Genomic DNA, 19,284 nt, shown 5'->3' on the forward strand with positions numbered 1-19,284 from the left:
GCCTGATCCTTGTCGCCCTGCTGGCCGCGCCGGTCGCGGCCGGGGCATCGGTCGATCAGCCTGGACCCTTGCATGCCTATGCACGGGCACGGCTGGCCGATGGTGACGGGGCGCTGGGACTGGCGGTGAACAGCTATCGCGACGCGCTGGATCAGGACCCGGCGCGGATCGAGATTGCCCGGCGATCCTATGTGCAGGGCGTGGAGAGCGGGGACCGGGCGCTGGCGCTGCGGTCGGCCGCATTGCTGGATCAGGCGGGTATGTTGTCGCGCGACGGCACGCTGCTGATGATCGGCGAGGCGATGACCCGCAAGGATTGGGCCGGCGCCCGGACGCTGACCGACCGGATGGCGGAGGAGGGCAATTTCGCCTTCATCGCGCCGATCATCCGGAGCTGGATTGCGATCGGGGAAGGCGATTATGCGCCGCCGGTGATCGACAGCAAGGATCGCTTCGCCTCGCTGGGGCTGCGCTATACCGACGAACATATCGCCTTGCAGGCGCTGGCGCGGCGTGACCTGACCATAGCGGCGCCAGCGATCCGGCGCGCTTTGTCGGTGCGTAGCAGCGATGGCGGCGCGCTGCGCCTGACCTTCGCCGCGCAATTGGCGGCGCAGGGCGCGAAGGCCGAGGCGCTGATGCTGCTGCCGGTCGGCAGCGCGAATTTCGCGCAGGCGCGGGTGGCGATCGAGAAGGGCAAGGGGCTGAAGGCGATCGGTGCGGCGGTAACGCCGGCGCAGGGCTTCGCCCGGCTATTGTCGCGGCTGGCGGTCGATGTCGGGTCGGACACGGCCGGCGGCACGCTGGCGCTGCGGCTGGCGCGGATGGCGACCTTTGCCGATCCTACCGGGGCGGAGACGCATATCGTGGCGGCCCGGCTGCTGACGGCGCAGGGTTATACGGCGGGTGCTGTCGTGGAAGCGGGGAAGGTGCCACCCAAAAGCTGGCATGCGCAACTGTCGCAGGCCGAACTGATCGATGCGCTGGCGGCCAATGGCGACAGGGACACCGCCCTGACGCTGGCCCGCGCTCAGGCGGCGGCGCCGGGTGCCGAGACGGAGCGGCAGGTCCGGCTGGGCCGGTTGCTGGCGGATGGTGGCGATTATGCTGGCGCGGCGGCGGCATTTCGCGTGGCGCAGGCCGGTTATGCCCCCGGTGAGGCGCCCTGGACATTGCTGCTGTTCGAAGGGACGGCGCTGGATCAGGGCAAGCGCTGGGACGAGGCGCGCGCCGTGCTGGAACAGGCGGCGGCGATGGCGCCCAATGAGCCGCTGATCCTCAATTATCTGGGCTATGCGCAGATAGAGCGGCGGCAGAATGTCGATACAGCGCTGGCGCTGATCAAGAAGGCGAGCGCGCTCAAGCCGCAGGATGCGTCGATCACGGATTCGCTGGGCTGGGCGCAATATGTGACCGGCGATGTGTCGGCGGCGGTGCCGGTGCTGGAGCGTGCGGCGGCGGGCGCCCCGTCCGACAGCACGATCAACGAGCATCTGGGCGACGCCCTATGGACCGCCGGGCGGCGCTATGAGGCGCGCTATGCCTGGGCGGCGGCCTCCGTCTATGCCGAGGGCGATGTTGCCGCGCGACTGGCGGCCAAGAGCAAGGAAGGGCTGAAGCCCGAATATGCCGCACCCTGATCCCGTTGTCGATGCGGCCCTGCTGGCCGAAACCGCTTATGCCAAGGTCAATGTCGCGCTGCATGTGCGGGCGCGGCGGGACGATGGCTATCATGCGCTGGAAAGCCTGTTCGTGTTCGCCGAGCATGGCGACCGGTTGGAGGGTGAGGCGAGTGATGATGGCGCGATCGACCTGCTGATCAACGGGCCGTTTGGCGCGGGGCTGGAGGCTAGTCCCGGTAATCTGGTGATGCGGGCGGCGCGGGCGCTGCAATCCTATCTGGGGCAGCAGCGGGGCGCCGTGATCCGGCTGACCAAGAACCTGCCTGTCGCGTCGGGCATCGGCGGCGGATCGGCGGATGCGGCGGCGACGCTGCGGCTGCTGGTGCGGCTGTGGGACGTACGGATCGAACCGGAGGAACTGGCCGCGCTGGCGCTCGATCTGGGATCGGACGTGCCGGCCTGTGTCGCGAGCGTGACGCAGCTTGTCACCGGGCGGGGCGAGCATCTGGCGCGGCATGCGGTGGATGGGCTGGAGGGGCTGCCGATGCTGCTGGTCAATCCGGGCGTGGCCGTGTCTACGGCGCGCGTCTTTGCCGGATGGGACCGGCAGGATCGTGGGTCGCTGGATGCGGGGAGCCTCGACACGCTTATAGATATGGGTCGTAATGATCTGGAAAATCCGGCAATATTGGCTGAGCCCGTGATTGCCAAGGTGCTGACCGCGCTGGACGGCGCGGAGGGGCGGTTGCTCGCGCGCATGTCGGGGTCGGGCGCGACCTGCTTTGCCCTGTTCGCCGATGCGGCAGCGATGGCGCGGGCGGCGGCAGCCATCGCGGCGGCGCATCCGGACTGGTGGGTGATGGAAACGAGGATCAGGAGCATATGAGCGAGGCTTTCACCCGGATCGATGGCGGCGATCTCAATCTGCTGATCATCGCCGATCATGCCTCCGCCCATGTGCCGGCCGACATCGATCTGGGCATCGATCCCGCGCTGATGCGCGAGCATATCGCCATCGATCTCGGCGTAGCGGAAGTGAGCGGACTGCTGGCGGCGCAACTGGGCTGCACGGCGATATTGGGCGGTGTGTCGAGGCTGGTGATCGACCTTAATCGGGAGGAGGATGCGGCGGGCCTGTTGCCGGTGATGAGCGACGGCCATGTCATCCCCGGCAATCGCGATGCCGATCTGGCCGACCGGATGCTGCGTTTCCACCATCCCTATCATCATCAGGTCGCGGCGCTGCTGGACGGCATGACGTCACCCTTCATCCTGTCGGTGCACAGCTTCACGCCGCGTCTGGCGAGCGATCCGGGGCAGCAGCGGCCATGGGATATCGGCATCCTCTATAATCAGGATGATCGCGCGGCGCGGATCGCCATTCCGATGCTGGAGGCGGCGGGGCTGAAGGTCGGCGACCAGTTGCCCTATTCGGGGCAATTGCTCAACGCGACGATGAACCGCCATGCCGAAGCCAATGGCATTCCCTATCTGGGGATCGAGATGCGGCAGGATCTGGTGGGCGATGCGGCCGGGCAGAAGCGTTTCGCCGATATAGTCGGGCCGATCGTGCTGGAATGCCGGAGCCGACTGGCATGAGGCGGCTGGCGCCGTTGCTGCTGCTGGCGCTTCTGGCCGGATGCGGCGATCAGGGATCGAAACCGGGCAATCAGGCGGCAGGCGGGCAGGCCCCGGTCGATGATGGCAAGGCGGATTGCATCACCGGCGAGTCCGAAGAATGGGCGCATGATTGCCTGATCGAGCGGCAGGGCGATTTGTTGACTGTCCGCCACCCTGATGGCGGTTTCCGGCGCTTTCGCGTGCTGGCCGACGGTCGCGGGCTGGAGGCGGCGGACGGGGCGGAACCGGCCAAGCTGAAGATCACGGGTAGGGAGCAGATCGAGGTCGCGACTGGCGACGACCGCTACCGCCTGCCCGCGCAGATCGCCGGATCGCAATGACGACCGGCGGGCCGATCCTGACGGCAGCGCAGATGCGCGCGGCGGAACAGGCGGCCTTCGATGCAGGCGTCGATGACTATGGCCTGATGGAGACGGCGGGCGCGGCGGCGGCGGAGATTATCTGGCGCGCCGGGCATAAGCGCGACACGCTGATCCTGTGCGGGCCGGGCAATAATGGCGGCGACGGTTTCGTCATCGCGCGGATATTGCAGGAGCGCGGCGTGCCGGTGCGGGTGGCGACGCTGGGCGAGAGCCGCACGCCATCGGGCCTGCGGGCGCGGGCGGCATGGGGCGGTCCGGTCGAGGATATGATGACGGCGGCGCCCGCGACCCAACTGGTCGATGCGCTGTTCGGCACCGGCCTGACGCGCGGGCTGGATGGCGCGGTGGCTGAACGGCTGTGCCATCTGGCAGCGGAGGCGGCGTACAGTCATGCGGTCGACCTGCCGAGCGGGGTGGAGACGGATAGCGGGGCTTTGCTGTCCGCTATGCCGCATTTCGGGACGTGTATAGCGCTTGGGGCATGGAAGCCCGCCCATCTGTTGCAGCCGGCGGCGGGGCATTTGGGGCGGCTGGTGCTGGCGGATATCGGGATAGCGGTGCCGAGTGCGGTGCATCGACTGGGTGCGCCGGTGCTGGAGGCGCCGGGGGCGGAAGCGCATAAATATACGCGCGGATTGGTCGCGGTGGTGGCCGGGGAGATGGCGGGTGCGGCTTGCCTGTCGGCAGAGGCGGCCGCGCGGTCGGGGGCGGGCTATGTCAGGCTGATCGCTGATATACCGGTCTCTGCACTGAGCCATGCAATCGTGCAAAGCGCATCGCTGGACTTTAATCGTGCCAAGGCGATCCTGGTCGGACCCGGACTTGGCCGGGACTCCTTCGCCTGGGAAAGGCTTGCTGCGGCAGCCAGCGCGAATATCCCCTTTGTGGCCGATGCGGATGCCTTATGGCTGTTCGCGGAAATGGGGTTCGGGGACTTGCCCTCACCCGCGATCGTGACGCCGCATGAAGGTGAGTTCGACCATATGTTCGGCGACGATGTCGGCAACAAGATCGATCGCGCGCTGGCGGCGGCAGCACGAAGCGGTTCCGTCATTATCTACAAGGGTGCGGACAGCGTGATCGCTGCGCCGGATGGACGGGCGGCGGTGGCGAGTGGCGCATCGCCCTGGCTGTCCACCGCAGGCACGGGCGATGTGCTGGCGGGCCTCGCTGCCGGGCGGTTGGCGGTGACGGGCGATCCGTTCCGCGCGGCTTGCGAGGCGGTGTGGCTGCACGGAGAGGCGGCGCGGCGGGCCGGGCCGGCTTTTGTCGCGGATGATTTGCTTCGCATGCTGCCAGCGGCTATCGCCGCGCGATTGTGACAGACAGCGACATAGACAGCATCATCCGCGTTGCCGCCAAGGGCGACGGCGTCACGGCCGACGGCCGCCACTTCCCCCTGACCGCGCCGGGCGACTGGATCAGGCCGGATGGAAGTGTCGCTTTCGGTGTCCACCATGCCGTGCCGCCCTGTAGCCATTTCCCGGCCTGTGGCGGGTGCCAGCTCCAGCATCTGGACGAGGAAAGCTATGCCGATTTCGTGACCGCGCGCGTCACCGGCGCGCTGGCGGGGCAGGGCATCATACCGGGCGCTGTGCTGCCGCCCCATATCTCTCCGCCGATGACGCGGCGGCGCGCATCGTTGCGTGCGGCGCGGGCGGGCAGGAAGATCACCATCGGTTTTGCGGAGGAGGGCAGTCACAAGCTGATCGACCTGCAAATGTGTTCGGTGCTCGATCCCCGGCTATTCGCGCTGCTGGCGCCGCTGCGCGATCTGCTGGGCCTGATCCTGCCGGACAAGCGGGCGGCGCATGTGCGCATGTCGCTGATCGATCAGGGTGTCGACCTGTTGCTGGAGGGCGTGAAGGTCGCCGGGCTGGCGGCCGACGAGGGCCTCGGCGATTTTGCGCGGACGCACGGGCTGGCGCGGCTGACGATCGATGAGGGCGATGGCCCGCAGACGCGCTGGGAGCCGGAGGCGGCGACGATCAGCTTCGGCGGCGCGGCGGTGGGCTTTCCGCCCTTTTCCTTCCTTCAGGCGACGCCCGATGGCGAGGCGGCGCTGGTCGGCGCGGTGTGCGATGCGCTGCCGGAAACGGGCGCGATCGCGGACCTGTTCTGCGGGCTGGGCACCTTTGCGCTGGCGCTGGGCGCGAAGCGGCCGATCTATGCGGCGGAGGGCGCGCGTGACGTCATCCTGTCGCTCAAGCTGGGTGCAGCACGCGCACAGCGGCGGCTGGCGGCGGATCATCGTGATCTGTTTCGCCGGCCACTGAACCCGGAGGAACTGAACCGCTTTGCTGCGATCGTGCTGGACCCGCCCCGCGCCGGCGCCAAGGAACAGATATTGCAGATCGCCGCATCGGCGGTGCCGCTGGTCGCTTATGTGTCCTGCAATCCCGCCAGCTTCGCGCGCGACGCGGCGCATCTGGTGGCGGCGGGCTATGTGCTGGAAAGCGTGAAGCCCGTGGGGCAATTCCGCTGGACCACCCATGTCGAGTTGGTGGGTATCTTCCGGAAATAACCTATCATCCGTTCGCCCTGAGCGAAGTCGAAGGGCTTGCCCGACCATGGGGGGACTTCGCTCCGCTCGGTGAAGGGCTTCGATTTCGCTCAGCCCGAACGGAATGAAAATTCTGCCAAAAGAAAATCCCTCGCCGCCAAGGGGGAGCGGCGAGGGATAGCATTCTCTCCTGCGGGGCGGTTAGCCCAGCTTGATGACAGTTGCGCGACGGCGCGGCGCGACGGTTTCGGCGTAGAGGCTGGCCATCGGCTCATCCGACACTTCGATCGTCGATTCCGACGTGAAGCCGTTGAAGCCGGTGCGCATCGCCGCGCCATATGCGCCGAGCATGCCGATTTCGATATAGTCGCCGACCTTCACGTCGTCAGGGAGCATGAAGGGGCCGACCATATGGTCCATATCGTCGCAGGTCGGGCCATAAAAGGAGAAAGCCGTCATCTCCTCCTCGCTCTCATCCTCACGCAGCAAAGCCACGGGGAAGCGCCAGCCGATATGCGCGGCATCGAACAATGCGCCATAAGCGCCGTCGTTGATATAAAGTTCGGTCCCGCGGCGGCGTTCGACGCGCACGATGATTGAACTATATTCCGCCGACAGCGCACGGCCGGGTTCGCACCACAGTTCCGACGAATAGCTGACCGGCAGGCTTTCGAAACCACGATGGATCGCTTCGAAATAATTTTCGAGCGCGACCGGCTCCATGCCCGGATAGATGGACGGGAAGCCGCCGCCGACATCGATGATGTCGACCGTGACGGCCGCGTCCACGATGGCGGCGCGCACGCGCTCGATCGCATCGCTATAGGCCTGCGGGCTCATCGCCTGGCTGCCGACATGGAAGCAGATGCCCAGCGCATCGGCGGCCTGACGAGTAGCCATCAGCAGTTCGCGGGTTTCGCCCAGTTCCGCGCCGAATTTCGACGCGAGGCTGAGTTCCGAATGTTCGGACGACACGCGCAGACGCACGCACAGCTCCAGATCGGTCGCATCGCCTGTGGCGCGCATGATCTTTTCCAGCTCCTCGATCGTGTCGAGCGAGAAGGTGCGCACGCCATAATCATGATAAGCCAGCGCAATCGCTTCCTCGGCCTTGACCGGGTGCATGAAGCACAGCTTGACATCATCTTCACCAGCCAGCGTCTCGGCGACCAGGCGCACTTCCGCGATCGAGGCCACGTCGAAATGCGTGATGCCCGATGCGTACAGCGTGCGGATCAGATCAGGAGATGGGTTCGCCTTGACCGCATAGAGCGAGCGACCCGGAAACTTCTCCGTAAAGAAGCGGGCGGCCCGAGCGGCGGCTTCGGGGCGAATCAGCGTTACCGGTGCTGCCGGTGTGAGGGTGGTCGCTACCCCCAGCGCGCTAGGATGCTTGTGCAATTCAAGGGACCTCCAGTGTAGTTCAGGGCGAAAAAGCTGCCTTGCGGTGGAAGTCCCATGGGGCAGCGGACGGTCGATATATGCGGAGGGGTCCCCCCTGTAAAGCACGCATCTGAAATTTGTTGCGCACCCTGCTACGAAACGTGCGTGAGCCTGGGTGGGGTGTTGAAAAGAAACGAGATTTCGGCCGGGCGGAAGATGCTTTCCGCCCGATTAACGCAGGCAATCATGCGCCTGCGCGATCAAACTCAGGATAGCCGAGTCTTAAAATCGTCATATGAAAAGGATCGGATTTCCGTGAGTTGGTCAGATTCGGAATTCCAGAGCCAGATGGCGGGCAGGGGCACGCCGTTGAAAGTGTTGGTCTTCACCATCGAATAATGGGCCTGATCCAGGAAGGCGATACGCGCGCCGGGTTCCGCCCCGCCGGGGATGCGATAATCGCCGATGATGTCGCCCGCGAGGCAGGAGGGACCGCCAAGGCGCGTGACGGGGCCTTCCTCCGGCTCATGCAGCATCGCCGGGCGATAGGGCGCCTCGATCACGTCGGGCATGTGGCAGGTGGCGCTGATGTCGGTGATGGCGACGGGCATGCCATTGTCGATCACGTCGAGGATTTCGCCGATCAGGATGCCCGCATCGAGCGCCATCGCCTCGCCCGGTTCGATATAGAGTTCAAGATCGGTCTGCGCCTTGATCCGCTGAAGGAAGGCGATGAGGTCGTCAATCTGGTAATCGGCGCGGGTGACATGATGGCCGCCGCCGAAATTCAGCCATTTGAGGCCGCCGACATGGGGTATGACAAAGGGTTCGATCGCCGCCCAGGTGCGTTCGAGCGGCAGGAAATCCTGTTCGCACAGATTATGGACATGCAGGCCGTCGACGCCGTCCAGATGTTCGGGGCGAAGCTGGTTCACCGGGAAGCCGAGGCGGCTATGCGGCTGCGACGGATCATATTTGGGCACCTCACCCTCCGGGTGGAGGGGATTGAGGCGCAGGCCGATGTCGAACAGGCGGCCGTCGGCGCGGGCGGCGTCGATCACTGGCTTCATGCGGGCGATCTGGCCGGGGCTGTTGAAGATGACATGATCGGAAATCTTGAGGATTTCAGCCAGATCGGCAGGCTTGTAAGCGGCGCAATAGGTCGCCACTTCGCCCTGATATTCCTCCCGGCCAAGGCGCGCTTCATAGATGCCGGAGGCGCAGACGCCGTCCAGATATTCGCCCAGCACGGGGCCGAGCGACCACATCGAGAAAGCCTTGAGCGCCCCCAGCACCTTGATCCCGGCGCGGTCGCCAATGTCGCGCAGGACGGCGAGGTTCCGCCGCACCGCAGCCTCATCCACCACGAAGGCGGGTGAAGGGACGCGGTACAGATCGAAATGAGCGAAAGCGGCGGGATCGCCGGCGCGGGTTTCCATGAAAATATACTCCGTGCTCCTGCGGACGCAGGAGCCTAGGGCGCCAAACGCAGCGCCCGGAACCCTGGGCTCCTGCTTTCGCAGGAGCACATTGATTTTAGAACGCCAGCGGCGCGTCCAGTTCCTTCACCTGCCAGGGCAGGCCATGCTTATTGAGCATGTCCATGAAGGGATCGGGATCGAACTGCTCGATGTTGAACACGCCTTCCCCTTTCCACGCGCCGGTCAGCATCATCGCCGCACCGATCATCGCCGGGACGCCGGTGGTGTAGCTGACCGCCTGATTGCCGGTTTCGGCATAGGCTTCCTCATGGTCGCAGATCTGGTAGACATAGACGGTCTTTTGCTGGCCATCCTTCTGGCCAGTGGCAATGTCGCCGATATTGGTCTTGCCCTTGGTGGTCGAACCCAGGCTCGACGGTTCGGGCAGTACGGCCTTCAGGAACTGAAGCGGGATGATTTCCTGGCCATTATAGATGACTGGGTCAATCCGGGTCATGCCGACATTCTGGAGCACTTCGAGATGCTTCAGATATGCGTCGCCGAACGTCATCCAGAAGCGGATGCGTTTGATTTCGGGATAGAATTTCGCGAGCGATTCCAGTTCCTCATGATACATGAGGTACATATTCTTGGGGCCAACCTGATCGAAGTCGAAGCTCTGTTTGTGGCTGAGGGCCGGTCCTTCGACCCATTCGCCATCGGCCCAGTGACGCGACGGAGCGGTCACTTCGCGGATGTTGATTTCCGGGTTGAAGTTGGTGGCGAAATGCTGGCCATGGTCGCCACCATTGCAATCGAGAATGTCGAGCGTGTCGATCGTGTCGAGCAGATGCTTCTTGATATAGGAGGCGAACACGCTGGTCACGCCGGGGTCGAAGCCCGAGCCCAGCAGTGCCATGATGCCGGCTTCCTTGAAGCGTTCCTGATAGGCCCACTGCCAGCTATATTCGAACTTGGGCGTGTCGCGCGGTTCGTAGTTCGCGGTGTCGAGATAGTCGGTTTTGGTCGCGAGGCAGGCGTCCATGATCGCCAGATCCTGATAGGGCAAAGCGAGGTTCACGACCAGCTTGGGCTGCACCTTCTGGATGAGCGCGATTGTCTCCTCGACATTGTCGGCGTCGACCTGCGCCACGTCGATGTCCACGCCGACCAGCGCCTTGACCGATTCGGCAACCTTTTCGCAGCTCACGATTCGACGGCTGGCCAGCGTGATATGGCTGAAAATATCGGGATTCATCGCCATCTTGTGGACCGCGACGGAACCGACGCCGCCTGCGCCGATGACCAGAACCTTGCTCAATTCAACTGCTCCATATCTATGGTCGCGCCAGACGCGCGAAAGCGCCCATATAGGGACGTCTCGTGACAGCGCAAAGTCAGAGTTGTCTCTGTTGCTGAGCCTGATTCACGCTTTCAGCAGAAGCGCAATGCGCTTCTGCTTCCAACGATCAGGCTCAGAAGCTGGCCCCGTCGACCTTCGTGATGGCCAGCGTATCGATATCGACCGAGGGCACGCAGCGCAGGTTGATCGCGCGCATCTCGCCCTGCGGCGACTTGCCGAGCGCGAAAGGCTCCGTCCCGCAGGTCTTGCAGAATTGATGCGTGATATTGTGCTTGTAGAAGAGATAGTCGGTGAGTTGATCCGCGCCGCTGTCCAGCGCGAACTGGTCCACGGGGACGAAGGTCAGGACGAAGCCCTTGCGGCTGCAATGGGAGCAGTTGCAGGCCATGCCTTCAGTCGGCGCGTCGGCGGCGACGCTGAATGTCACCGCGCCGCAATGGCAGCTTCCTTCATAGGCCATGTTCGTTCTCCTTTTGATCCTTATGGATCAACTCACCAGCCGCTTCAATCCCTCGACCGTGTCGGCTTCCGCCGCGGGCTTGTCCTTGCGAATGCGGGCGATCCTTGGGAAGCGCATGGCGAGGGCGGATTTGTGGCGCTTGCTGTCGTGGATGCTGTCGAAGGCGACTTCCAGCACCAGCGTCTTTTCGACCTCGCGCACCGGGCCGAAACGGGCGACCGTGTTCTGGCGGACGAAGCGGTCGAGCCATTTTAACTCTTCGTCGGTAAAGCCGCTATAGGCCTTGCCCACCGGCAGCAGTTCGCCATCCTCCGTCCAGCAGCCAAACGTATAGTCCGAATAGAAGGAGGAGCGTTTGCCATGGCCGCGCTGAGCGTACATCATGATGCAATCGGCGGTCAGCGGATCGCGTTTCCATTTATACCAGAGCGCGGCCTTGCGCCCGGCGACATAGGGGCTGTCGCGGCGCTTCAGCATCACCCCCTCGATCGCGGCGTCGCGGGCGCCGGCGCGGATGTCGGCCAGTGTCTCGAAATCGGGGGCGTCGATCAGGGCTGACAGGTCGAAGCGATCGGGTGATAGCTGTGTCATATAGGCTTCCAGCCGGATGCGGCGCTGCTCCCAAGGGAGGGCGCGCAGGTCTTCGTCGCCCTCGATCAGCAGATCGTAGAGGCGGACGAAGGCGGGATAGTCGGCCATCATCTTCGCGCTGACGGCCTTGCGGCCGAGACGCTGTTGCAGGGCGTTGAAGCTGGCGGCCTCTCCCCCTTGCGCATCGCCCTTCACCAGCAGTTCGCCGTCCAGAACGGCATGGCCGGTGAAGGCCTGCGCGATTTCGGGGAAGCTGCCCGATATGTCATCGCCCGCGCGGCTGTAGAGGCGGGTTTCCTTGCCCGTGCCGACGATCTGGATGCGGATGCCGTCCCATTTCCATTCTGCGGCATAATCGGTGAGGTCGACGCTGTCCGACTCCAGCGGATGGGCGAGCATGAAGGGGCGGAAATAGGGTGTGCCTTCGGGATCGGGGCGGGCGCTGCGGCCCTCCGCCCAGTCGAACAGGGCAGCGTAAGGCGGGGCGAGCGCGTGCCAGACCTGCTCCACGTCGTCGACATCGAGGCCGAAGGCCTGCGCGAAGCCGGTCTTGGCGAGCCGGGCGGAAATGCCGACGCGCAGGCCGCCGGTGGCGAGCTTCAGCAGGGCAAAGCGGCCCGAGGCGTCGAGATGGTCCATCATCTGCGCCAGTGCATCAGGCGCGGCGGCGCGGCTGACATTGTGAAGCCGGTCGATAACGGCGGAGAGGCTGAGCGAGCCGTCGTCCAGTTCGGCGGGCTGTTCTTCGGGCTTGGGCCAGAGCAGCGCGACGGTTTCGGCAAGGTCGCCGACATAGTCGCGGCTCATTTCATAGAGGATAGGATCGGTGCGAGCGCGGATCATCTCGCCGATGGCGGAGGCTTTGACGGCCTTGAGGTCGAGATTGCCGGTCAAGGCTGCGAGCGCCCAGCCGCGATCCGGATCGGGCGCTTCGCGCATATAGGCAGCGATCAGCGCCAGCTTGCCGTTGCGCGAGCGAGTGTAGACCAGGCCGTCGAGCAGTTGGGAGAATTGCCTCATGATCCGCCCCCACCGTGCTCCTGCGAAGGCAGGAGCCCAGAGTTCCGGACGCTGCGTTTGTCGCCCTGGGCTCCTGCCTTCGCAGGAGCACGGAGTGCGTGGACAATAAAGTGCATCACCCCTCATCCTCCTCTTCACGCCCCACCAGCGCCAGCGCGCGGGCGCGGATCTGGTGGGTCATGCACCAGTGGAGCAGGGCCTCCTCCCGCCCATGGGTGATCCATGTTTCGTTGGGCGCGACCTCCCGGATGGTGTCGGTCAGTTCGTCCCAGTCGGCATGGTCGGATATCACCAGCGGCAGTTCCACATTCTTCTGCCGCGCGCGTTGCCGCACCCGCATCCAGCCGGACGCCATCGCGGTGATCGGATCGGGCAGACGGCGGCTCCAGCGGTCGTTGAGCGCAGAGGGCGGCGAGACGACGATATGGCCCCGCATCTCCTTTGCCGCCACACCGGTCGCGGGGCGCAACTCGCCCATGTCGATGCCGAAATCCTGATAGAGGGCGCACATGCGTTCCAGCGCGCCATGGATATAGATGGGCGCCTGATGCCCCCGCGCCCGCAATTCGCAGATCACCCGCTGCGCCTTGCCCAGCGCATAGGCGCCCACCAAAATACAGCGATCGGGATTGGCGTGCAGCGCGGTCAGAAGGCGATCCATTTCGCTGCGGGTATCGGGGTGGCGGAAGACCGGCAGGCCGAACGTCGCCTCCGTCACGAAGATATCGCACGGCACCGGTTCGAACGGCAGGCAGGTCGGATCGGACCGACGCTTGTAATCGCCCGTCACGACGACCCGCTCGTCAGCATGCTCCAGAACGATCTGCGCCGATCCCAAAACATGGCCGGCGGGGACATAGCGGATCGTGACCCCGCCCAGCCTGATTTCCTCCCCATAGCCGACCGCCGTACCGCTGGCCGTGCCATAGCGCAGGCCCATGATCGCCAGCGTCTCCCGCGTGGCCCACACATGGCCATGGCCGCCACGCGCATGATCGGCATGGCCATGCGTCACCAGCGCGCGCTCCTGCGGCAGCGACGGGTCGATCCACGCATCGGCGGGGCGGACATAGATGCCGGTGGGGTGCGGTTCGATCCAATGGGCCATAGGTGCAGAAGATGGGAGAGGCGGTCGCGGTTCCGCAAGGGGAGTCATCGCCCCGTCATCGCCCGGTCATGGCGGTGACATGCCATTGCCCTATCGGCGCGCCAACGACCCGGCAGCGAGGAGTGCGCCCATGACCGCAGCAGCCCATATGAAAATCACCAATGCGGTGCATCGTCATCGCCATCTGTCCAAACAAGGCCTGCTGGAGCGCGCCTTTACCTTCGCGTTCCGGGGGCTGGTCTATGCCCAGATATGGGAAGACCCGGCGGTGGATATGGAGGCGCTGGCGATCACGCCGGATTGCCATGTGGTGACGATCGCGTCGGGCGGTTGCAATGTCCTGTCCTATCTGACCGCCGATCCGGCGAAGATCACGGCGGTCGACCTCAACACCGCGCATATCGCGCTCAACAAGCTGAAGCGCACGGCGGCGCAAACCTTGCCCGATCATGCGGCTTTCCACCGCTTCTTCGCCCGCGCCGACGACAAGGCGAATATCGCCGCCTATCGCAACCATGTCGCCCCGCATCTGGACGAGGCGACGCGGCGTTACTGGGAAGGGCGCGACCTGATCGGCCGCCGCCGGATCGGCGGTTTCGCGCGGGGCATCTATAAGCATGGCCTGCTCGGCCGCTTCATCGGCGCGGCGCATCTGCTGGCGCGACTGCATGGCATCAACCCCAAGCGGATGCTGGATGCGCAGAGCCGCGAGGAACAGCGCGAAATCTTCGAGCGGGAACTGGCGCCGATCTTCGACAAGGGCTTCGTCCGCTGGCTGACCAGCCAGCCGGCCTCGCTCTTTGGCCTAGGCATTCCGCCCGCCCAGTTCGAGGCGCTGGCTGGGGACGACCGCATGGATAATGTGCTGAAGGCGCGGCTGAAGAAACTGGCCTGCGACTTCGACCTTAAGGACAATTATTTCGCGATGCAGGCGTTCGGGCGTGGTTATGCAGCCAAAAACGGAGAGGCCGAGGGACCTTTGCCGCCCTATCTGCAAGCGGCGAACCATCAGGCTGTGCGCGCGCGGGCCGAGCGGGTGGATGTGCGGCACATCAATTTCACCGACTTCCTCGCCAGCCAGAAGATGGCGTCCTGCGACCGCTATATCCTGCTGGATGCGCAGGACTGGATGGATGACGATCAGTTGAACGCACTCTGGGCGCAGATCACGCGGACGGCAAAGCCCGGCGCGCGGGTGCTGTTCCGTACCGCCGGGGAGCCGAGCATCCTGCCGGGGCGGGTGGCCGATGCCGTGCTGGATCGCTGGAACTATCAGGCCGAGGCATCGCTGGATTATACCGCGCGCGACCGATCGGCCATTTATGGCGGCGTCCATCTCTATGTGCTGAAGGGCGCCTGATGAGCCATCGCCAGATGATGGATGGCGTCTATCGCTATCAGCGCCATATCTATGACCTCACCCGCAAATATTATCTGCTGGGGCGCGACGGGCTGATCGCGGATCTGGACGTGCCGAAGGGCGGCGCGGTGCTGGAGATTGGCTGCGGCACCGGGCGCAACCTGATCGCAGTGGGCAAGGCCTGGCCAAAGGCACGCCTCTATGGCGTCGACATCAGCGAGGCGATGCTGGAGACGGCGCGCGCCTGCGTGACGAAAGCAGGCATGGGCGATCGGGTGACGCTGGCGCAGGGGGACGCCTGCGGCTTCGACGCGGCGGCGCTGTTCGGGCGGGAGAAGTTCGAACGGGTGTTCATCAGCTATGCGTTGTCGATGATCCCGGAATGGGAAATGGCGTTGCATCAGGCGGCCCGCTGCGTCGCGCCGGGCGGCCGGCTGGAGATTGTCGACTTCGGCCAGCAGGAGCAATTGCCGACGCTGTGGAAACGCGCGCTGTTCGGCTGGCTGGGCCAGTTCCACGTGTCGCCTCGGCGCGAACTGAGCGGAGCGATCGAACGGCTGGCGCAGGATATGGGCGGCTTCCCGCATAGCCGCACGCTCTATCGCGGCTATGCGGTGCGGGGCGGGTTGATCCGGGTTTGATGATCTATGGCTGGTGCCAGGACAGCGGCGAAAACGCTTCTGCCTCTTTCAAGGCCCTGGCTTATCCCCTTGCCAAGTCGGATCCGCCGGCTTGGCTTAGGGCGGAACGAATATAACGGCCGATCCGTCGCGTGCAAATAACCCACCTCCGTTCGTCCTGAGCCTGTCGAAGGACGCGCGCTGATGGTAAAACGGGATATGGCTTTCCATGCATATCTCCTCCGGTGCAGCGATGGGTCTTTCTACGCGGGTCATGCGGAGGATCTGGAAATCCGTATCGCCCAGCATCAGCAAGGCTTGATCGGTGGATATACAGCCGTGCGCAGGCCGGTGGTCTTGGTCTGGACGGATAATTTCGTCACGCGGGAAGAGGCGCTGGCCGCCGAGCGCCGGATCAAGGGGTGGAGCCGGGCCAAGAAACAGGCCCTGATCGATGGTGATTGGGAGCGGTTGAAATTGCTCGCGCGTAGCAGGCAAGGGGGATGAGGCTGGCGTTGTCGCGCGTCCTTCGACAGGCTCAGGACGAACGGATGTGGGTTCTTCCCTGCATCGGGCAAGCCGCCTTCCGATCGTTAGGCCCCTCAATCCCCGCTAAACACCGTGCCCGGACGCGGCCGTTCGTCGACATGCAGGCTGAAAATGTCCGGGCGGGCATAATGGCCGACGACGTCCAGATCGTAGCGCGCCCGGATGATGTCGCTCGTATCGATCTCCGCCGTCAGCAAGCCCGTCTCTCGCTCCAGCGGTCCGGCGAGCACATCGCCGAGCGGCCCCACGATCATGCTGCCGCCGCCGATCAGGGGGCGGGCATCCTCCCAGTCGGGCACCGTCGTCCCCAGATCGGCGGGCGAAGGCTGGACCTGACAGGCGCTGATCACGAAGCAGCGGCCTTCATGGGCGATATGGCGCATCGAACTGCGCCAGACGTCGCGTTCGTCCACCGTGGGCGCACACCAGATGTCCACGCCCTTGGCATACATGGCGGCTCGGAACAGCGGCATGTGATTTTCCCAGCAGATGGCGGCGCCCAGCCTGCCGGCCTGGCTGTCGACCACCGGCATGGTCGATCCGTCACCCTGCGCCCAGATCAACCGCTCGGTCCCGGTCGGCATCAGCTTGCGATGCTTGGCGACGATGCCGCGTTCCGGCTCGATGAACAGCGCCGTGCAAAAGAGAGATGCCCCGGCACGTTCGATGACGCCCAGCACCAATGTCGCGCCGGTGCGAGTGGAGAGCGCCGCAAGTTCCGCCAGTTCCGGACCGTCCAGATCGACCGCATTGTCATGATAGCGGGCGAAGGCATCGCGCCCCGCGGGAAGACGATAGCCCAGCCGCGTGCCGAAATCCTCGCCCTTGGGATAGCCGCCCAGCAAGGCTTCCGGCATGACGATCAACGTAGCGCCGGAGGATGCGATGCGATCCTCGAAAGCGAGTATATTATCTAACGTAGCCGCCTTGCCCGCATAATCGGACCCGATTTGCAGGGCGCCAACAAGGATCTTGCTCATGCCGACGCCCTAACCATCCTGACGGTCAGGCGGAAGGGCCAGTTGGCCCGTTCAGGCCGCCTGCCGCTCCAGCAGTTCCAGTTCCAGCCGGTCCCAGATTTCCACCAGCGCCGACACCAGATCGCGCATCATCGCTTCGGTATGCGCCGGGCCGGGGGTGAAGCGCAGCCGCTCGGTGCCACGCGGGACGGTGGGATAATTGATCGGCTGCACATAGGCGCCATATTCGGCGAGCAGGATATCGCTGATCCGCTTGGCCTTGACAGGATCGCCGACCATCAGCGGCACGATATGCGTGACCGACGGCATGACCGGCAGGCCGGCTTCGGCCATCAGGTGCTTCAGGAGCGCGGCCGACGCCTGCTGGCCTTCGCGTTCCTCGCTCGATCCCTTGAGGTGGCGCACGCTCGCCAGCACGCCGGCGACCAGCACGGGTGACAGCGACGTGGTGAAGATGAAGCCGGGCGCATAGCTGCGGATCACGTCGATGATCATCTGATCGGCCGCGATATAGCCGCCCATCACGCCGAATGCCTTGCCCAGCGTGCCTTCGATGATGGTCAGGCGACCGGCGACATCGTCCCGTTCGGAAATCCCGCCGCCGCGCGCGCCGTACATGCCCACCGCATGGACTTCGTCCAGATAGGTGAGGGCGTTGAACTCGTCCGCCAGATCGCAGATGTCCGCGATCGGCGCGATGTCGCCGTCCATCGAATAGACGCTTTCGAACGCGATCAGTTTGGGCGCTTCGGGGTCTTCGGCGGCCAGCAGTTCGCGCAGATGGTCGACGTCATTATGGCGGAAGACGCGCTTTTCGCAGCCCGAATTGCGGATGCCCGCGATCATCGAAGCATGGTTCAGCTCGTCGGAAAAGATGATGCAGCCCGGCAGCAGCTTGGCGAGGGTCGAGAGCGTCGCTTCGTTCGAGACATAGCCCGAGGTGAAGAGCAAAGCGCCTTCCTTGCCGTGCAGGTCGGCCAGTTCGCCTTCCAGATCGACATGATAATGAGTGTTGCCGCCAATGTTGCGGGTGCCGCCCGATCCGGCGCCGACATCATGGAGCGCTTCCTCCATGGCGGCGACGACCTTGGGATGCTGGCCCATGGCGAGATAGTCGTTGGAGCACCAGACGGTGATCGGCTTGGGCCCGTTATGGCCGTGGAAACAGCGCGCGTTGGGGAACGCACCCTTGTTGCGCAGGATGTCGATGAAAACACGATAGCGACCTTCGCTGTGGAGCCGGTCGATCGCCTGCGAAAAGATATGTTTGTAGTTCACTACGCCTGTCTTCCCGTTTCCTCGCGCGCTGATTTTCTTCGCTGCGCCATCCTCTTGCCCAAGGCGGCATTTACCTGCGCGGCCCCGTCATTACCAGCGATAACCGCTCGCAACTTTAGGGAGAAATACCTATCAGACTGATAGAAAGGATTGGCCATTGGACAAATGGCCCATGCCATTCAAAGCGTTTCGATCCGATCCAGCCCATAGGTCGCGAGCGCAGGGTGAAGCGCTTCCACCTTCTCGTCAACGCGAGTGAAGACGGCGGCGCCGGGTGCTGGCGCATCGGGCCAGAGCTGGCCCTGCGTCAGATGGAGGATGCGCCGGGCAATGCCTTCGCCGCCATGGACGAAGCCGATGGCATGCGGCGCGGCGGCGGCAAGCTCCTGCTCCACCAGCGGAAAATGGGTGCAGGCCAGGACGACCATGTCCATCCGGTCGCCACCCGGCTGGTCGATCAGGCCGGCCAGCGCATCGCGGGCGATCGCCGGGTCGAGCGTTTCGCCGCGCAGCTTCGCTTCGGCAAGCTGGACCAGCGCGGCGGAGCCGTGCCGCAATACGGTGCAGTCCGCGCCATGTTCCGCCGCCAACCGGTCGACATAGGGCTGGCGCACGGTGGCATCCGTCCCCAGCACGCCGAAGACGCGGCTTTTGGAGAGCAACGCGGCGGGCTTGATCGCGGGCACGGTGCCGACCACCGGAATGTCGAGCGCCGCGCGGACATGCTGGAGCGCGATGGTGGAGGCGGTGTTGCAGGCGATGACGGCCAGACGCGGGCGATAGCGCTCCACCAGCCGACCGAGCAACGCAGGCACGCGCGCGGCGATCTCCCCCTCGCTCTTGGTGCCATAGGGGAAACCGGCGCTGTCGGCGGCATAGACGATGCGCGCCGTGGGCAGAGCCGCCCGCGCCGGGGCGAGGATGGACAAGCCCCCTACGCCGGAATCGAAGAAAAGGATGGGAGCGTCTGGTGCGACCGTCATGCGCGCCTGTGTCGCGGCATGGGGCGGAGGTGTCAACGGC

Annotated in this window: 18 protein-coding genes; 9 read left to right on the top strand and 9 right to left on the bottom strand. The window is 64.8% G+C overall.

The features are described 5' to 3' along the window. Positions 1-17: 17 nt before the first annotated feature. From BMX92_RS02595 to BMX92_RS02620, 6 genes are read left to right on the top strand one after another with little or no spacing between them, the layout of a single operon-like run. Positions 18-1,640, top strand: coding sequence for a hypothetical protein (locus BMX92_RS02595; RefSeq protein ID WP_093012530.1), 1,623 nt, complete (start codon positions 18-20; stop codon positions 1,638-1,640). After that, positions 1,627-2,508 (top strand): 4-(cytidine 5'-diphospho)-2-C-methyl-D-erythritol kinase, encoded by an 882-nt coding sequence (locus BMX92_RS02600; protein WP_093011443.1) that lies wholly within the window; start codon positions 1,627-1,629, stop codon positions 2,506-2,508. The genes BMX92_RS02595 and BMX92_RS02600 overlap by 14 nt, the downstream gene beginning before the upstream one ends. Further along, entirely contained in the window at positions 2,505-3,221 is a 717-nt protein-coding gene (locus BMX92_RS02605; RefSeq protein WP_093011446.1) for an N-formylglutamate amidohydrolase, read from the top strand. The genes BMX92_RS02600 and BMX92_RS02605 overlap by 4 nt, the downstream gene beginning before the upstream one ends. Then, complete coding sequence (locus BMX92_RS02610; protein ID WP_093011449.1) at positions 3,218-3,583, top strand: hypothetical protein; 366 nt, start codon at positions 3,218-3,220, stop codon at positions 3,581-3,583. The genes BMX92_RS02605 and BMX92_RS02610 overlap by 4 nt, the downstream gene beginning before the upstream one ends. Beyond that, on the top strand, positions 3,580-4,947 hold the full coding sequence (locus BMX92_RS02615; protein ID WP_093011453.1) for an NAD(P)H-hydrate dehydratase: 1,368 nt from the start codon (positions 3,580-3,582) through the stop codon (positions 4,945-4,947). Before BMX92_RS02610 ends, BMX92_RS02615 begins: the two co-directional genes overlap by 4 nt. Then, positions 4,944-6,149, top strand: coding sequence for a class I SAM-dependent RNA methyltransferase (locus BMX92_RS02620; protein ID WP_093011456.1), 1,206 nt, complete (start codon positions 4,944-4,946; stop codon positions 6,147-6,149). The genes BMX92_RS02615 and BMX92_RS02620 overlap by 4 nt, the downstream gene beginning before the upstream one ends. A 180-nt stretch (positions 6,150-6,329) precedes the next feature. Here BMX92_RS02620 and BMX92_RS02625 read toward each other — a convergent pair whose 3' ends face one another. The 6 genes from BMX92_RS02625 to BMX92_RS02650 form a co-directional block, all read right to left on the bottom strand. After that, positions 6,330-7,529: a type III PLP-dependent enzyme gene (locus BMX92_RS02625; protein ID WP_093011459.1), complete on the bottom strand. Its 1,200-nt coding sequence runs from the start codon at positions 7,527-7,529 to the stop codon at positions 6,330-6,332. A 248-nt stretch (positions 7,530-7,777) separates the two neighbouring features. Continuing rightward, positions 7,778-8,950 (bottom strand): carboxynorspermidine decarboxylase, encoded by a 1,173-nt coding sequence (locus tag BMX92_RS02630; protein ID WP_093011462.1) that lies wholly within the window; start codon positions 8,948-8,950, stop codon positions 7,778-7,780. Positions 8,951-9,047: 97 nt separating this feature from the next. Then, positions 9,048-10,253 carry a saccharopine dehydrogenase family protein gene (locus BMX92_RS02635; protein WP_093011465.1) on the bottom strand — a complete coding sequence of 402 codons (1,206 nt, stop codon included), beginning with the start codon at positions 10,251-10,253 and terminating at the stop codon, positions 9,048-9,050. Positions 10,254-10,407: 154 nt separating this feature from the next. Next, positions 10,408-10,755, bottom strand: a complete 348-nt coding sequence (locus BMX92_RS02640) for a GFA family protein (protein ID WP_093011468.1) — start codon at positions 10,753-10,755, stop codon at positions 10,408-10,410. Between the two features lie 27 nt (positions 10,756-10,782). Next, positions 10,783-12,366, bottom strand: a complete 1,584-nt coding sequence (locus BMX92_RS02645) for a cisplatin damage response ATP-dependent DNA ligase (RefSeq protein WP_093011471.1) — start codon at positions 12,364-12,366, stop codon at positions 10,783-10,785. Between the two features lie 115 nt (positions 12,367-12,481). After that, the gene (locus BMX92_RS02650; protein WP_093011474.1) at positions 12,482-13,474 is read right to left on the bottom strand and encodes a ligase-associated DNA damage response exonuclease; all 993 of its coding nucleotides are present in this window, start codon (positions 13,472-13,474) and stop codon (positions 12,482-12,484) included. Positions 13,475-13,604: 130 nt separating this feature from the next. Here BMX92_RS02650 and BMX92_RS02655 point away from each other — a divergent pair, with 130 nt between their 5' ends. From BMX92_RS02655 to BMX92_RS02665, 3 genes are all read left to right on the top strand, one after another. Further along, a complete protein-coding gene (locus BMX92_RS02655) occupies positions 13,605-14,834 on the top strand; it encodes a DUF3419 family protein (protein WP_093011477.1) in 1,230 nt (409 codons plus the stop codon). Then, on the top strand, positions 14,834-15,475 hold the full coding sequence (locus tag BMX92_RS02660) for a class I SAM-dependent methyltransferase (protein ID WP_371262270.1): 642 nt from the start codon (positions 14,834-14,836) through the stop codon (positions 15,473-15,475). Before BMX92_RS02655 ends, BMX92_RS02660 begins: the two co-directional genes overlap by 1 nt. A 183-nt stretch (positions 15,476-15,658) precedes the next feature. Next, positions 15,659-15,961, top strand: a complete 303-nt coding sequence (locus tag BMX92_RS02665; RefSeq protein ID WP_256213250.1) for a GIY-YIG nuclease family protein — start codon at positions 15,659-15,661, stop codon at positions 15,959-15,961. A 95-nt stretch (positions 15,962-16,056) separates the two neighbouring features. Here the strand turns inward: BMX92_RS02665 and BMX92_RS02670 are convergent, their stop codons facing one another. The 3 genes from BMX92_RS02670 to murI form a co-directional block, all read right to left on the bottom strand. Continuing rightward, positions 16,057-16,983 carry a carbon-nitrogen hydrolase family protein gene (locus tag BMX92_RS02670; protein WP_093011486.1) on the bottom strand — a complete coding sequence of 309 codons (927 nt, stop codon included), beginning with the start codon at positions 16,981-16,983 and terminating at the stop codon, positions 16,057-16,059. Positions 16,984-17,034: 51 nt separating this feature from the next. Next, a complete protein-coding gene (hemA, locus tag BMX92_RS02675) occupies positions 17,035-18,261 on the bottom strand; it encodes a 5-aminolevulinate synthase (protein ID WP_093011489.1) in 1,227 nt (408 codons plus the stop codon). A gap of 179 nt (positions 18,262-18,440) precedes the next feature. Next, positions 18,441-19,244, bottom strand: coding sequence for a glutamate racemase (murI, locus tag BMX92_RS02680; RefSeq protein ID WP_093011492.1), 804 nt, complete (start codon positions 19,242-19,244; stop codon positions 18,441-18,443). Positions 19,245-19,284 lie beyond the last annotated feature (40 nt).

The sequence above is a fragment of the Sphingobium sp. YR768 genome, from assembly GCF_900111125.1.
In the GTDB taxonomy this organism is placed as follows: Bacteria; Pseudomonadota; Alphaproteobacteria; order Sphingomonadales; family Sphingomonadaceae; genus Sphingobium.